Genomic DNA, 15,144 nt, shown 5'->3' on the forward strand with positions numbered 1-15,144 from the left:
CCCTTCTCCGTATGCGCGTACGGGGCTACTCGGCCGCCTTCTTCTTCTCCTCGGCGTCCTCGATCAGGGCCTCCGCCAGCTGCTGCATCGACATCCGACGGTCCATCGACGTCTTCTGGATCCAGCGGAACGCCGCCGGCTCGGAGAGCCCGTAATCCGTCTGCAGAATGCTCTTCGCCCGGTCCACCAGCTTCCGGGTCTCCAGCCGCTGCGACAGATCCGCGATCTCGTTCTCCAGCGCCTTCAGCTCCGCGAACCGGGACACGGCCATCTCGATGGCCGGCACCACGTCGCTCTTGCTGAACGGCTTCACCAGATACGCCATCGCCCCGGCGTCCCGGGCCCGCTCGACCAGATCCCGCTGCGAGAACGCCGTCAGCATCAGGACCGGGGCGATGGACTCCTCGGTGATCTTCTCGGCGGCGGAGATCCCGTCGAGGACCGGCATCTTCACATCGAGGATGACGAGGTCCGGCCGGTGCTCCCGCGCCAGCTCGACGGCCTGCTGCCCATCCCCGGCCTCACCGACGACCGAGTAGCCCTCTTCCTCCAGCATCTCCTTGAGGTCGAGTCGGATGAGCGCCTCGTCCTCGGCGATGACGACGCGGGTCGTCAGCGGCGGGACGTGCGACTTGTCGTCGTCGGCGGCGTCTACGGGCTGGGGCGACTCGGGGGTGGTCACGGGGGCTCCTTGTTCCAGGGCAGGTACAGCTCCCACGAGCCTACCTAGCTACGATATGGTGACACTACGCAGGGCAGGAGTTGTCCTTCCTTTCCAAGGCCCCAGTACTCCAACTGGTTAGAGAGGCCGCTCTCAAACAGCGGACAGTGTGGGTTCGAATCCCACCTGGGGCACTTTTCCTTGGATTCCAAGGGTTGAGCGGAACGGCGAAACTTCACGTGAACGTGTGAAGAACCGCGCTTCCCAAGTCGCAGCCGGTGCGACCGAACAAAGATCGCCACTGTGTACGACCTCGATACGCGCAAGCGCGCTTTGGCGCTGGTAGCCCAGGGCTTCAGCCAGAATTCCGTCAGCAAGCAGACCGGAATCTCTCGAGCCGCAATCCGTTCCTGGCTGAAACGAATAGAGCCCCTCGGCCACAACCGGGGCGCCGAATGTCCTCGGTGCGGCGACACCCCGAGACTCCCGGACGACCCCGCCGCATACTCGTACCTGCTCGGCCTCTATCTCGGCGACGGCTGCGTCAGTGCCGCCAAACGGGGCGTCTACTCCCTGCGCATCGCGTGCGCCGACGCATGGCCGGGGCTCATCGACGCCTGTGTCAAGGCTGTACAACGCGCGCGACCGGTCAACAAGGTCTGCCGAGTGCAGAGTCAGGGCTGCCAGTACGTCACGAGCTTCAGCAAACACTGGCCCTGCTTCTTTCCTCAGCATGGGCCTGGAAAGAAGCACCAGCGCAAGATCACCCTCGAAGCATGGCAACAGCAGATCGTGGACGCCCACCCATGGGAATTCATCCGGGGCCTCATCCACTCCGACGGCTGCCGGGTCATCAACTGGACCAGTCGACTCGTCGGCGGGGAGCGTAAGCGCTACGAGTACCCCCGGTACTTCTTCACCAACAAGTCCGACGACATCCGCAGGCTGTTCAGTGACACGCTCACCGCCGTGGGCGTCGAGTGGACCACCCTTGCCCGTGGCAGCGATCCGTTCAACATCTCCGTAGCCCGACGGGCGTCCGTAGCGCTCATGGACGCTCACGTCGGGCCGAAGTACTGACGACCGTTACTTCGGGCTGTCGTCCTCGCCGATGTGGTGCACCCGTACCAGGTTCGTGGAGCCGGCCACTCCGGGCGGGGACCCCGCCGTGATGACCACGATGTCGCCCTTCTGGCAGCGCCCGATACGCAGCAGCTCCTCGTCCACCTGCGCCACCATCGCGTCCGTCGAGTCCACGTGCGGGCCGAGGAACGTCTCGACGCCCCACGTCAGGTTCAGCTGCGCGCGGGTGGCCTGGTCCGGGGTGAAGGCGAGGAGCGGGATCGGGGAGCGGTAGCGGGAGAGGCGCTTGACCGTGTCGCCGCTCTGGGTGAAGGCCACCAGGAACTTCGCGCCGAGGAAGTCGCCCATCTCGGCTGCCGCGCGGGCGACCGCGCCGCCCTGGGTGCGGGGCTTGTTGCGGTCGGTGAGGGGCGGGAGGCCCTTGGCGAGGATGTCCTCCTCGGCCGCCTCGACGATGCGGGCCATGGTGCGGACGGTCTCGACGGGGTACTTGCCGACGCTGGTCTCGCCGGAGAGCATCACCGCGTCCGTGCCGTCGATGACGGCGTTGGCGACGTCGGAGGCCTCGGCCCGGGTGGGGCGGGAGTTGTCGATCATCGACTCGAGCATCTGGGTGGCGACGATGACCGGCTTGGCATTGCGCTTGGCGAGTTTGATGGCTCGCTTCTGGACGATCGGGACCTGTTCCAGGGGCATTTCGACGCCGAGGTCGCCGCGGGCGACCATGATGCCGTCGAAGGCGGCGACGATGTCGTCGATGTTGTCGACGGCCTGTGGCTTCTCGACCTTGGCGATGACGGGGAGGCGGCGGTCCTCCTCGTCCATGATGCGGTGGACGTCGTCGATGTCGCGTCCGGTGCGTACGAAGGAGAGGGCGATGACGTCGGCGCCGGTGCGCAGGGCCCAGCGGAGGTCTTCGATGTCTTTCTCGGAGAGGGCGGGGACGGAGACGGCGACGCCGGGGAGGTTGAGTCCCTTGTGGTCGGAGACCATGCCGCCTTCGATGACGGTGGTGTGGACGCGGGGTCCGTCGACTTCGGTGACTTCGAGGGTGACGCGGCCGTCGTCGATGAGGATGCGTTCGCCGGTGGTGACGTCGGAGGCGAGGCCGTCGTAGGTGGTGCCGCAGGTGGTGCGGTCGCCTTCCATGGGTTCGACGGTGATGGTGAAGTCGTCGCCGCGTTCAAGGAGTACGGGGCCTTCGGCGAAGCGGCCGAGGCGGATCTTCGGGCCTTGAAGGTCGGCGAGGATTCCTACGCTGCGGCCGGTTTCCTCGGATGCTTTGCGTACGTGGTGGTAGCGCTCTTCGTGTTCGGCGTAGGTGCCGTGGCTGAGGTTGAGGCGGGCGATGTCCATTCCCGCTTCGACCAGTGCCTTGATCTGCTCGTATGTGTCGGTTGCGGGTCCCAGGGTACAAACGATTTTTGCTCTGCGCATGGTTCGAGCCTAGACCTTACCTGTGGGTAGGTAATTGTCTCTGCATGACTGTCCAACGGCCTTTCGGTAAAAGGTTATTGCCAACTGTTGAATTGTGCGGCGGGGTGCTCCGATGAGCGTTCGCGGGGTGCCCGGCGGGGTGGTGGGGTGCGTGCGGGGGTGCGGATGGTGTCGCCGGTCATCAGATCGAAACCTGGTTGGGGTGTTGCGGGTGGGGGTGACTGGGCCAGAATCTACGCGCGTTGTTCGCTCGAACGAGGAGTCAAGGATGCCGTTGAACCGTAGGACGTTTCTGGGCCGTTCGGCTGTCGCCGGTGCGGGTGTGGCGCTGGCGGGAGGGGTCGGTGCGGGGTCTGCGGCGGCCTCGGAGTCGAAGGGGCGTGGCCATGGGCGTCCGCCGAAGCGGTACTCGTTCACGGTGATGGGGACGACGGACCTGCACGGCAATGTCTTCAACTGGGACTACTTCACGGACAAGGAGTTCGACGACAAGGCGCACAACGACGTCGGTCTGGCGAAGATCTCGACGCTGGTGGATCAGATCCGTGAGGACCGGGGCCGCCGGAACACGTTGCTGATCGATGCGGGTGACACGATCCAGGGCACCCAGTTGTCGTACTACTACGCGAAGATCGATCCGATCACGGCGAAGCGTGGTCCGGTGCATCCGATGGCGCAGGCGATGAACAAGATCGGTTATGACGCTGCGGCTCTCGGCAACCATGAGTTCAACTACGGCATTCCGGTGCTGCGTAAGTTCGAGGAGCAGTGTGATTTTCCGCTGCTGGGTGCGAATGCGCTGGATGCGAAGACGTTGCGGCCGGCGTTCGCTCCGTATGTGATCAAGCGGGTGCGCACCCCGTTCGGTCGTGATGTGCGGGTGGCGGTGTTGGGGTTGACGAATCCTGGTATCGCGATCTGGGACAAGGCGAATGTGGGCGGGAAGATGGTGTTCCCGGGTCTTGAGGAGCAGGCGGCGAAGTGGGTGCCGAAGCTTCGTTCGATGGGTGCGGATGTGGTGGTCGTTTCGGCGCATTCGGGTTCGTCGGGTACGTCGTCGTACGGGGATCAGTTGCCGTACGTGGAGAACGCGGCGGGTCTGGTGGCGGAGCAGGTGCCGGGGATCGACGCGATTCTGGTGGGTCACGCGCACTCGGAGATTCCTGAGTATTTTGTGACGAACAAGGAGACGGGGAAGCAGGTCGTTCTTTCGGAGCCGTTGAAGTGGGGGCAGCGGCTGACGCTGTTCGACTTCGATCTGGTGTGGGAGAAGGGTCGCTGGGTGGTCGAGAAGGTCGGCGCCTCGGTGCTGAACTCGAACACCGTGCCGGAGGACCCGCGGATCACGTCGATGCTCGGGGACGAGCACACGAAGGTCGTGGCGTATGTGAACCAGGTGATCGGTACGTCGGTGGCGGCGATGTCGACGGTGGATGCGCCGTGGAAGGACGAGCCGGTCATCGATCTGATCAATCTGGTGCAGGCGGAGACGGTGAGGACCGCGTTGGCCGGTGGGGAGTATGCGGCGTTGCCGGTGCTGTCGCAGGCGGCGTGTTTCTCGCGTACGGCGGCGATTCCTGCGGGTGAGGTGACGATCAAGGATGCGGCTGGGCTGTATCCGTTCGAGAACACGCTGGAGGCGCGGCTCCTGACGGGTGCGCAGCTGAAGGATTATCTGGAGTATTCGGCGAAGTACTACGTGCAGACGGCTGCGGGGGCGCCGGTGGATACGTCGAAGTTGACGAATGCGGAGAACATTCCGGATTACAACTACGACGTGGTGTCGGGTGTGACGTACGACATCGATATCGCGAAGCCGGTGGGTTCGCGGATCGTGGGGTTGTCGTTCGAGGGCGCTGCGGTGGACCCGGCGGCGCAGTTCGTGTTCGCGGTGAACAACTATCGGGCGAGCGGTGGGGGTAACTTCCCGCATGTGCCGGGTGCGAAGCAGTTGTGGGCGAATTCGGATGAGATCCGGAACACGATCATCGGGTGGGTGAAGGCGAAGGGCTCGGTGGATCCGGCGGAGTTCGCGTCGGTGGACTGGCGTCTGACGCGGGACGGTGCGCCGGTGTTCTAGCCGGCCGGTGTTCTGGCCGGCCGGTGTTCTGGCCGGCCGGTGTTCCAGCCGGCCGGTGTTCCAGCCGGTTGTTGTGTGGCGGCCGTTCTCCTGCGGGAGGGCGGCCGCCTTCGTGTTGTCAGTGGCCCTGGGTGAGGGGGGTGAGTGAGCTGCCCTGTCCGGGGACGGCGGGGGCGGGGCGGGGGGTGAGGCCGAAGGTGGTGAAGGCGGTGCGTTGCGGCAGGGGGTAGGGGGTGGTGCCGGTGACGTTGTTGAGGATGCTGGCGCTGCGCCAGGCGGCGAGTCCGAGGTCGGGGGCGCCGACTCCGTGGGTGTGGCGTTCGGCGTTCTGTACGTAGATGTTGCCGGTGAGGGCGGGGTCGAGGTCGAGGCGGAAGTCGGTGTGGATGCGGGGGCGTCCTTGGGTGTCGCGGCGGATGTGGGGGGCGATGCCGGTGAGGAGGGTGTCGAGGGGGCGTTCCCGGTAGCCGGTGGCGAGGACGACGGCGTCGGTGGTGAGGCGGCTTCGGGTGGCTTGTTGGGTGTGTTCGAGGTGGAGTTCGATGCGGTTGCCGCTGCCGGAGAGCCGGCCTGCGGTGCGGACGCTGACGCCGGGGGTGAGGGTGGCGTCGGGCCAGCCGCCGTGGAGGGTGCGTCGGTAGAGCTCGTCGTGGATGGCGGAGATGGTGTCGGTGTCGATGCCTTTGTGGAGCTGCCATTGCTGGGGGACGAGGGTGTCGCGTACGTGTTCGGGGAGTGCGTGGAAGTAGTGGGTGTAGTCGGGGGTGAAGTGTTCGAGGCCGAGTTTTGAGTACTCCATGGGTGCGAAGGCCTGGGTGCGGGCGAGCCAGTGGATCTTTTCGATGCCGCGGGGGCGGGCGCGGAGGAGGTCGAGGAAGATCTCGGCGCCTGACTGGCCGGAGCCGATGACGGTGATGTGGTCGGCCCGGAGGAGTTCTTCGCGGTGGTGGAGGTAGTCGGCGGAGTGGATGACGGAGACGCCGGGGGCTTCTGCCAGGGGGCGTAGGGGTTCGGGGATGAAGGGTGCGGTGCCGACGCCGAGGGCGATGTGGCGGGTGTGGGTGCGTCCGAGTGCTTCGGCTTCGCCGTCGGGGTCGAGTCGGGTGTAGTCGACTTCGAAGTGGGAGCGGTCGGTGTTCCAGCGGACGGCGTCGACCTGGTGGTTGAAGTGGATGGTGGGGAGTTGTTCGCTGACCCAGCGGCAGTAGGCGTCGTATTCGGCGCGGTGGATGTGGAATTGCTCGGCGAAGTAAAAGGGGTAGAGGCGGTCGCGGGCGCGGAGGTAGTTGAGGAAGGTCCAGGGGCTGGTGGGGTCGGCGAGGGTGGTGAGGTCGGCGAGGAAGGGGACTTGGAGGGTGGCGCCGTCGATGAGGAGGCCGGGGTGCCAGTGGAAGGCGGGGCGTTGTTCGTAGAAGGCGGTGGTGAGGGGGTGGCTGCCGGGGGTGGTGGGGAGGCCGTGGGCGAGTGCGGCGAGGGAGAGGTTGAAGGGGCCGAGGCCGATGCCGATGAGGTCGTGGGTCCGGTCGCCTTCGGGGGTGGTCCGGTCGGTCATCGGGGGGTGCTGCCTTCCTTGGTGGCGCCGGTGTGGGCGTGGGTGACGAGAGTGAGGAGGCGTTGGAGGTCGTCGGGGGTGGTGTGGGGGTTGAGGAGGGTGGCTTTGAGCCAGAGGCGGTTGCCGGTTCGGGCGCGGCCGAGTACGGCGTGTCCTCGGTCGAGGAGGGTGCGGCGGATGGTGGCGACGGTGGTGTCGTCGGCGTGGGTGGGGCGGAAGAGGACGGTGCTGATGGTGGGGCGGTCGTAGAGCTCGAGTGCGGGATTCTCGTCGATGAGGTCGGCGAGGTGGTGGGCGCCGGTGATGGTGCGGTCGATGAGGTCGGCGAGTCCGTCGCGGCCGAGTGCCTGGAGGGTGACGGCGATCTTGAGTGCGTCGGGCCGGCGGGTGGTGCGCAGGGAGCGGCCGAGGAGGTCGGGGATGCCCGCGTCGGTGTCGTCGTCGGCGTTGAGGTAGGGGGCGTGGTGGTGGAGGGCGTCGAGGTCGTGGTGGTGGGGGACGGCGAGGATGCCGGCTGATGCGGGTTGCCAGCCGAGTTTGTGCAGGTCGAGGGTGACGCTGTGGGCGCGGTGGAGGCTGCGGAGGGCGTGGCGGTGGGTGGGGCTGAAGAGGAGGGGGCCGCCGTATGCGGCGTCGATGTGGAGTTCGGCGCCGTGGGTGGTGGTGAGGTCGGCGATGTCGGTGAGGGGGTCGATCTGGCCGGTGTCGGTGGTGCCTGCGGTGGCGGCGACGAGGAGGGGGCCTTCGTTGCGGATGAGGGCGTCGCGGAGTGCGGCGAGGTCCATGACGCCTGTGGGGGCGGGGATGACGACGGGTCGGGGGAGGCCGAGGAGCCAGGCGGCGCGGGTGATGCTGTGGTGGGCGTTGGCGGCGCAGATGGTTTGTACGGGGCCGTGGCGTTCGCGGGCGAGGAGGAGTGCGAGCTGGTTGGCTTCGGTGCCGCCCGTGGTGACGAGGGCGTCGGGTTTCGGGGTGTGGGGGTAGATCTCGGCGGCGAGTGCGGTGGTGAGGGCTGTTTCGAGGGCGGAGGCGGCGGGTGCCTGGTCCCAGGAGTCCATGGAGGGGTTGAGGGCCGATGCGGCGAGGTCGGCTGCTGCGGCGAGCGCGAGGGGTGGGGTGTGGAGGTGGGCGGCGCAGTGGGGGTGTGCCGGGTCGGCGGCGCCTTCGGCGAGTGCGGTGACGAGGGTGCGGAGGGCGTGGTGGGCGCCGGTGCCCTGGTCGGGGATGAGGGGGCCGGTGGCTTGGTGCAGGCGGTGTGTGACGGTGTCGGGGCCGCCGGCGGGGAGGGGGCCGTTGCGGCGGGTGGCACCGTCGTGGAGTGCGGTGAGGACGGTGTCGATGAGGGGGCGCAGGTGGGCGGGGCCTGCGGTGCCTCCGGCGAGGGGCGGGGTGGGCATGGGTGATGTGGTCCTTCGGGTACGCGGGGGCGGTGTTGCCAGCTTGTCCGGATTGCGGAGGAGGCGGCCGAAGAGCCCAACGATCTCAACCCGAAAGGGGTACTGCGGCCCGGTGTGGCGGCGCCGGGGGCTGCGGGGCTGGTATAAGCGTTCGTTGTTCGCATGACTGTGCCCGGCCCCTTTCGGTGAGGGGCCGGGCACAGTTGCGTGGGCGGTTCGCCGGGAACGGTGGCAGGTTGGTGCGCCGGGGTCGGTCGGTGTTGCGTACGGCCGGGGTGCTCCGGGCCTGTGGGTGCTGTTTACGGGTCCGGCGGGGCGCTCCGGGTCACTGGGCGTTGCGTACGGCCAGGGCGCGGCGGAGGTCGTCGAGCTGGTCGGTGAGTTTGCGTCGCAGGGCGGGGGTGACCGCGGGGTCGGCGAGGGCCTGGTCGCCGAGGTGGATGCTGTCGGGGTCGACGGCGTGTGCGGGGAAGGCGTGGCGTCCGGCGGCTTCGGCGATGGCGGGGCCGCGGCGTGCGGCGAGTGCGATGGCGTCCGGGTAGTAGCGGGCGACGTAGGGGTGGAGGAGTTCGCTCTGCTCGGGCTGCCAGAAGCCTTGGGCGGTGGCGGTGAAGAGGTAGTTGGACAGGGTGTCGTCGGTGAACATCGCCTGCCAGGCGGCTGCTTTGGCTTCGGTGGTGGGGAGGGCGGCTCGGCAGCGGGCGGCGCCTTCCTGGCCGGTGGCGCTGGGGTCCTTGTCGAGTTCGCGGGCGATGGCGGTCTCGTCGGTGGCGCCGAGGACGGCGAGGCGGGTGAGGATGCGCCAGCGGAGTTCGGGGTCGAGTTCGGGTCCGCCGGGGACGGTTCCTTCGCGGAGCCAGTCCTGGATGGCGTCGGGCTGGGTGGCGGCGTCGATGAAGTGGCGTACGGCGGTGAGGCGGAGGCCGGGGTCGGGGCTGCCGGGGGTGGCGGTGTCGGGGCTCTGTTCCCAGTCCTTGGCGGTGAGTCCTTCGGTGCGGCGCAGGAGGTCGCGGCAGAGGGAGGTGAGGGTGGCCAGAGCGGTGGGCCGGTCCTGGGGTGCGAGGTAGCGGTCGGCGATCTGGGTGGCGGCGAAGCCGAGGACGCCGTGGACGAGGGCGAGGTCGGTTTCGTAGGGGAGGTGGGTGCGGGCCGCGGTGAGGTGGACGGTGGGGTGGAGTTCGCCGTCGCGGACCATGTCGCGGGCGGTGTTCCAGATGAGGGCGCGGGTGAGGGGGTCGGGGATGCCGGAGAGGTGGGTGAGTGCGGTGTTCCAGGAGTCGTGGTCGAGGCGGATCTTGGCGTAGGTGAGGTCGTTGTCGTTGAGGACGACGAGGTCGGGGCGGCGGCCGGGCTGGGTGGTGGGTGTGCCGTTCTGGGGGATGTCGAGTTCGAAGCGGTCCCGCAGGGTGAGCTGGTCGGTGCCGGTCTGGGTGTCGAGGCTGTGGTCGTAGGTGCCGACGGTGATGCGGTGGGGGCGGCTTCCGGCGCGGTCGACGGTGAGGTTCCAGCTGTGGCCGGTGTTTTCGGCCTGGGCGGTGAGGGTGTCGATGCCGGTGGTGCGGAGCCAGGCGTCGGCCCAGGTGTGGACGTCGCGGTCGGTGGCGCCTGCGAGGTTGTCGATGAAGTCGGCGAGGGTGGCGTTGGCGAATTTGTGCCGGGCGAAGTGGGTGTTGATTCCGGCGAGGAAGTCCTTTTCGCCGAGCCAGGCGACGAGTTGGCGGAGTGCGGAGGCGCCCTTGGCGTAGGAGATGCCGTCGAAGTTGAGGAGGGCGGAGGCGGTGTCGGGCACTGCGTCGGGGTCGGGGGCGACGGGGTGGGTGGTGGGGCGTTGGTCGGCGTCGTAGCCCCAGCCCTTGCGGGCGACGCCGAAGTCGGTCCAGGTGTCGGTGAAGCGGGTGGCTTCGGTGAGGGTCTGGTAGCCCATGTATTCGGCGAAGGACTCGTTGAGCCAGATGTCGTCCCACCAGGTGAGGGTGACGAGGTCGCCGAACCACATGTGGGCCATTTCGTGGGCGATGACCATGGCGCGGGTCTGGCGTTCGGTGTCGGTGACGGCGGAGCGGTAGATGAATTCGTCGCGGAAGGTGACGAGTCCGGGGTTCTCCATGGCGCCGGCGTTGAATTCGGGGACGAAGGCCTGGTCGTAGGAGTCGAAGGGGTAGGGCTCGTCGAACTTCTCGTGGTAGCGGTCGTAGCAGGCCCGGGTGATGTCGAGGATCTCGTCGGCGTCGCTGTCGAGGTGGGGGGCGAGGGAGCGTCGGCAGTGGATGCCGAAGGGGAGCCCGGCGTGGGTGGTGGTGACGGAGTGCCAGGGGCCCGCGGCGACGGCGACGAGGTAGGTGGAGATGGGTGGGGTGGGGGCGATGGTCCAGCGGCCTTCGGTGGTCTGGGTGGTGGTGCCGTTGCCGAGGACGGTCCAGCCGGCGGGTGCCGTGACGGTGAGGTCGAACACGGATTTGAGGTCGGGCTGGTCGAAGGCGGCGAAGACGCGCTGGACGTCCTCCATGAAGAGCTGGGTGTAGACGTAGGTTTCGCCGTCGGCGGGGTCGGTGAAGCGGTGCATGCCTTCGCCGGTGCGGGAGTAGCGCATGGTGGCGTCGACGGTGAGTTCGTGGGGACCGGCGGTGAGGCGGTCCAGGGGGTAGCGGTTCCCGTCGAGGCGTTCGGGGTCCAGGGGTTGTCCGTCGAGGCTCAGGGAGCGCAGGGTTTCCGGCTTGATCTCGACGAAGGTGTCTCCGGCCGTGTGGGCGGTGAACCGGATGGCGCTCCGGGAGCCGAAGGTCTCCTCACCCGTGGTGAGGTCGAGGTCGACCGTGTACCGGTGTACGTCGAGGAGCTGGGCGCGGGTCTGCGCTTCGTTGCGCGTCAGTACGGACATGGCGCCCATGCTGCCGTACGGGTCCGGGGCTGTGCAGTGGGGTTCTCGCAGGGCTGACGGCGGGCGGCGGGGCCTTCCGGAGCTGCGCAGCGTCTCGTGCGGGCCGGGGGTGCACGGGACAGGGACGTGCGGGCCCGGGGCGGCGTGGGGGCCCCGGGTGAACGGGGTGCCGCGGCGTGGGGGCCCCGGGTGAACGCGGTGCCGCGGCGTGGGGGCCCCGGGTGAACGGGGTGCCGCGGCGTGGGGGCCCCGGGTGAACGCGGTGCCGCGGCGTGCGGGCCCCGGGTGAACGGGGTGCCGTGCGGCCCGGCCCGCAAGGCCGGAAACACGCGGGCGGGCTGTGCGTGCCTGGGTGCGCGTGCGGCCGGCGGTGGTGTCAGGCGTCGGGGCCCGCGGATTCCTCGGCGATGCGCTCGTGGTGGCGGATGACCTCGGCCACGATGAAGTTCAGCAGCTTCTCGGCGAAGGCGGGGTCCAGCCTGGCGCTCTCGGCGAGCTGCCGCAGCCGGGCGATCTGGCGGGCCTCGCGGGCGGGGTCGGCGGGCGGCAGGTGGTGCTCGGCCTTGAGGTGGCCCACCTGCTGGGTGGCCTTGAAACGCTCGGCGAGCATGTGGACGACTGCGGCATCGATGTTGTCGATGCTCTCGCGCAGCCGGTTCAGTTCGGCGGTGACGTACTCGTCGATGTCGCTCGTGGTCATGGTCAGCGAGCTTAGACGCACCGGTCGTGGGGTGACCGACGGCGGGGTGCCGGACGGTCGTCCTGCCCCTGTCCTCCGCACGGGGGAGCCGTCCGTGGGGCCGGGTCCGGGGGCGCCCGTCAGGACGGGTGCCCCCGGGAGTGCGGCGGGTGAGCCGGATCAGAGGGTCGAGGCGGCCGAGGCTATGGCGGAGGCGAAGGTCGACACCTGGGTGTACACGCCGGGGTAGCCGGGCTGTGCGCAGCCTTCGCCCCAGCTGACGATGCCTACCTGGGTCCAGGCTCCGGCGTTGTCCTTGCGGAACATGGGGCCGCCGGAGTCTCCCTGGCAGGTGTCCACGCCGCCGGTGCTGACGTATCCGGCGCAGATCTCCTGGCTCGGTACGAGGTCGCTGCCGTAGGCCTGCTGGCAGGTGGCGTCGGAGACGAAGGGGACGTTGGCCTTGAGGAGGTAGCGCTGCTGCCCGCCGCCCTCGGTTGCGGCGCCCCAGCCGGCGACGGTGAAGGTGCCGCTGTCGTAGGCGGTGGTGGTGGCGATCTTCAGGGTGGGCTGGTTGATGGGCTGGGCGAGCTTGATCAGCGCCCAGTCCTTGCCGACGCCGTTGTAGCCGGGTGCCTGGAGGACCTTGGTGGAGCGGACCTTGACGGCGGAGGAGGACTGGAGGTCGACGACTCCGGCGGTGGCGGTGATGGAGGTGTTGTTGCCGGATCCGCTGACGCAGTGGGCGGCGGTGAGCACGATGGTCTGGCTGTAGAGGGCGCCGCCGCAGCCCATGGAGAGCCGGACCATGAAGGGGAATTCGCCCTGGGCGGCGCGGGTGCCGCCGACGACGGGTGCGGGGGCGGCGGAGGCGTTCGAGGGCTGGAGGCTGAGGGTGGCGAGGGCCACGGCGGCTATGACGGAGCATCTCTTGAGGGTGCGCAGAAGCTGCTTCACGGGCTGGCCTGCTTTCGTGTGGGGGGTCCGGGTGGGGGTGTTGCTGCAGGCGTGCGGGCGTGCGTGTCCTGGTCAGGGGCGCACGCCGACCAATTCTCGGCATGCCCTCGACAAGAACGATCCGATTATCGGGAAGCGATCACCGCTGTCACAAGGCAGGGTTTCCGGCCAAGATCGCTGTCCACCGATCGGCCGGTTTCTCTCGGACCGGCCTAGAGTGAAGGTCCGTTGAGCGCCATTGATGGGGGTTCGGTCGTGAGCGACGGCAGTAACGGCAGCGGCGGCGGTCCGGTCGTCCATGGGTTCCCGCATCTCGACGCGGTCCGGTCCGCGATCACCGCGCTCTACCGTCGGGTCTCCCCCGACGGTGTGCTCGCCTACGCCACGAGCCTCGCCCCGGCCGACGCCGCCTTCTCCGACGTGGACGATCTGTATCTCGGCGCCCAGCGGGTGGCCGGCGCACTGGTCCAGCACCTGCGGCTGCCGCAGGCCCGTATCGTCGTCGGCTTCCGGCGGATGCAACATGCCGCGAGCGTCGAACTCACCGCCGGTCCCGAGTACTTCATCGAGCTCAACGACCGTTTCCGTACGCACCGCAGGGACATCGGGGCCGCGCTGGCGCACGAGATCACCCATGTGCTGCTGCACCGGCTGGGACTGGAGCTCCCCGGCACCCGCGACAACGAGATCCTCACGGACACGGTGACTGCCTACCTCGGCGCGGGCTGGCTCCTGCTGGACGCCTTCCGTCAGGACGCCGTCTCCAGCCAGAAGCTCGGCTATCTCACGCCCGAGGAGTTCGGGTACGTACTCGCCAAGCGCGCGCTGGCCTTCGGTGAGGACCCGTCCGTGTGGTTCACCAGCCCTCAGGCCTACACGGCGTACACCAAGGGCCGGGCCGAGGCCATGCGCGACCTGCAGCGGCCGCCGCTGACGGCCGCGGGGTGGGCGGGCAGGCGCCGTTACGCGAAGGACCGCCGTTACGCCGGGGACCACCCGGGCACCGCCCCCGACCCGTCCGTTCCGTACGCCTTCGAGGGCGGAGCGGACGGGCTGCGGGTCTCCTTCTCCTGTCCCACCTGCCACCAGCGCGTCCGGGTCCCGGTCCGGGGCCGGACCCGGGCCAGGTGCGGGCTGTGCCGGACGGTCCTGGAGTGCGACACCTGACAAACCGTCCCCTGCCGGGGTGGTCGTAGGGTCGGTGTATGACAAATGGTCCGGCCGGGGGCGCGAGGAGCCTCTTCGAGGCGCTGTACGACGACGAGAACGCCGTCGTACAGGCGCTCCGTGCGGGCGCGTCCGCCGAGTCGAGCGACGAGGAGGGGACGACCGCGCTGTATCTGGCCGCCGTGCAGGACCTGCCCGGCGCGGTCCGGCTGCTCCTGGCCGCGGGCGCGGACCCGAACCGGGCGAGCGGCCCGGAGGCGGGCGATCAGCCGCTGTGCGGTGCGGCGTGCGGTGGCCATGCGGAGGTCGTCGGGGCGCTGCTGTCCGCCGGGGCCGAGCCCGATCTCAGCGAGGAGTTCGGCTTCACCGCGCTGCGCTGGGCGGCGGGCCTCGGCCATGCGCGCGTCGCGGAGATCCTCCTCGCCCACGGCGCGGACCCGGATCTGCCCGGCCCGCAGGGCGAGGCCCCGCTGGTGGTGGCGGCCCGGCGGGGCTCGGTGCACACCGTGCGGACCCTGCTCCGGCACGGCGCGGGCGGCCTGTCCCCCGCGCTGGAGGAGGCCAGGCGCATGCTCGCTCTGGACGTCGAGCAGGAGCTGCGTGACGCGCTGCGGCGCTTGTACGGGGACGGGGACCACGAGATCGCGGTGCGCCGCGCGCCGGTGGACGGCGGGGTGACCGTCTCGGTCGAACTGCTGCGGGACGGGGAGCCGTTCGCGGGCCAGGACCTGCAGACGGGCCACGGGGCGATCGCGACGCTCCTGGAGAACGAGCTGGGCCTGCGGGCACCGTTCGAGGAGCTGGCCGTCCGGGCGCTGCGGGGCGGGGACCCCGGGCTGGACAACTGGCTGGTGGCGGTCGGGACGCTGTGGCTGCGAGGCGACGAGGAGACGTTCCAGGCGGCGGCCGCCTGGACGGCGGGCGAGGATCCGCTGCGGCAGACGTTCGGAGTGGATGTGCTGGCGCGGCTCGGATTCGGTACCGGCGGCAGGCCGTTCGCCGAACGGGCCGTTCCGCTGCTGCGGGAGCTGGCCCGGGCCGCGGACCCGGTGCCGGCCGGGGCGGCGGAGCGGGCGCTCGCCGGGTACGAGGACACACCCGGGGAGTGAGAGCGGGCGCGGGACGCCTGCGGGTGAGAGCGGGCGCGGGACGCCTGCGGGAGAGAGCGGGCGCGGGACGCCTGCGGGAGAGAGCGGGCGCGGGACGCCTGCGGGAGAGAGCGGGCGCGGGACGCCTGCGGGAGAGATACGACG

The 15,144-nt window shown here is 69.3% G+C and carries 11 protein-coding genes and 1 tRNA gene; 5 read left to right on the forward strand and 7 right to left on the reverse strand.

What is annotated here, in order from left to right; all coding sequences use genetic code 11:
- Window positions 1–25 precede the first annotated feature (25 nt).
- Entirely contained in the window at window positions 26–682 is a 657-nt protein-coding gene (locus ACFWFI_RS30280; RefSeq protein ID WP_147962923.1) for an ANTAR domain-containing response regulator, read from the reverse strand.
- 98 nt (window positions 683–780) lie between these two features.
- Between ACFWFI_RS30280 and ACFWFI_RS30285 the strand changes: the two genes are divergently transcribed.
- Window positions 781–855, forward strand: a tRNA-Leu gene (locus tag ACFWFI_RS30285).
- A 109-nt stretch (window positions 856–964) separates the two neighbouring features.
- Entirely contained in the window at window positions 965–1,741 is a 777-nt protein-coding gene (locus tag ACFWFI_RS30290) for a helix-turn-helix domain-containing protein (RefSeq protein WP_387396273.1), read from the forward strand.
- 6 nt (window positions 1,742–1,747) lie between these two features.
- Here the strand turns inward: ACFWFI_RS30290 and pyk are convergent, their stop codons facing one another.
- A complete protein-coding gene (gene pyk, locus ACFWFI_RS30295) occupies window positions 1,748–3,181 on the reverse strand; it encodes a pyruvate kinase (RefSeq protein WP_387396276.1) in 1,434 nt (477 codons plus the stop codon).
- 268 nt (window positions 3,182–3,449) lie between these two features.
- Between pyk and ACFWFI_RS30300 the strand changes: the two genes are divergently transcribed.
- The gene (locus tag ACFWFI_RS30300; RefSeq protein ID WP_387396279.1) at window positions 3,450–5,261 is read left to right on the forward strand and encodes a bifunctional metallophosphatase/5'-nucleotidase; all 1,812 of its coding nucleotides are present in this window, start codon (window positions 3,450–3,452) and stop codon (window positions 5,259–5,261) included.
- Between the two features lie 118 nt (window positions 5,262–5,379).
- On the opposite strand, the gene ACFWFI_RS30305 is transcribed toward ACFWFI_RS30300, so the two are convergent.
- From ACFWFI_RS30305 to ACFWFI_RS30325, 5 genes are all read right to left on the reverse strand, one after another.
- Complete coding sequence (locus tag ACFWFI_RS30305; RefSeq protein WP_387396281.1) at window positions 5,380–6,813, reverse strand: lysine N(6)-hydroxylase/L-ornithine N(5)-oxygenase family protein; 1,434 nt, start codon at window positions 6,811–6,813, stop codon at window positions 5,380–5,382.
- Window positions 6,810–8,210, reverse strand: coding sequence for a pyridoxal phosphate-dependent decarboxylase family protein (locus tag ACFWFI_RS30310; protein ID WP_387396284.1), 1,401 nt, complete (start codon window positions 8,208–8,210; stop codon window positions 6,810–6,812). The genes ACFWFI_RS30305 and ACFWFI_RS30310 overlap by 4 nt, the downstream gene beginning before the upstream one ends.
- A 325-nt stretch (window positions 8,211–8,535) precedes the next feature.
- Window positions 8,536–11,088 (reverse strand): aminopeptidase N, encoded by a 2,553-nt coding sequence (gene pepN / locus ACFWFI_RS30315; protein ID WP_387396286.1) that lies wholly within the window; start codon window positions 11,086–11,088, stop codon window positions 8,536–8,538.
- Window positions 11,089–11,464: 376 nt separating this feature from the next.
- Window positions 11,465–11,788 carry a chorismate mutase gene (locus ACFWFI_RS30320; RefSeq protein ID WP_387396289.1) on the reverse strand — a complete coding sequence of 108 codons (324 nt, stop codon included), beginning with the start codon at window positions 11,786–11,788 and terminating at the stop codon, window positions 11,465–11,467.
- Between the two features lie 159 nt (window positions 11,789–11,947).
- A complete protein-coding gene (locus tag ACFWFI_RS30325; protein WP_387396292.1) occupies window positions 11,948–12,724 on the reverse strand; it encodes a S1 family peptidase in 777 nt (258 codons plus the stop codon).
- 255 nt (window positions 12,725–12,979) lie between these two features.
- Here ACFWFI_RS30325 and ACFWFI_RS30330 point away from each other — a divergent pair, with 255 nt between their 5' ends.
- Together ACFWFI_RS30330 and ACFWFI_RS30335 are read left to right on the forward strand one after the other, a co-directional pair.
- Window positions 12,980–13,891, forward strand: a complete 912-nt coding sequence (locus ACFWFI_RS30330; RefSeq protein ID WP_387396294.1) for a hypothetical protein — start codon at window positions 12,980–12,982, stop codon at window positions 13,889–13,891.
- Between the two features lie 38 nt (window positions 13,892–13,929).
- Window positions 13,930–15,000, forward strand: a complete 1,071-nt coding sequence (locus ACFWFI_RS30335) for an ankyrin repeat domain-containing protein (protein WP_387396297.1) — start codon at window positions 13,930–13,932, stop codon at window positions 14,998–15,000.
- Window positions 15,001–15,144 lie beyond the last annotated feature (144 nt).

Origin of the sequence: Streptomyces sp. NPDC060209, assembly GCF_042728155.1 — a bacterium.
GTDB lineage: Bacteria > Actinomycetota > Actinomycetes > Streptomycetales > Streptomycetaceae > Streptomyces.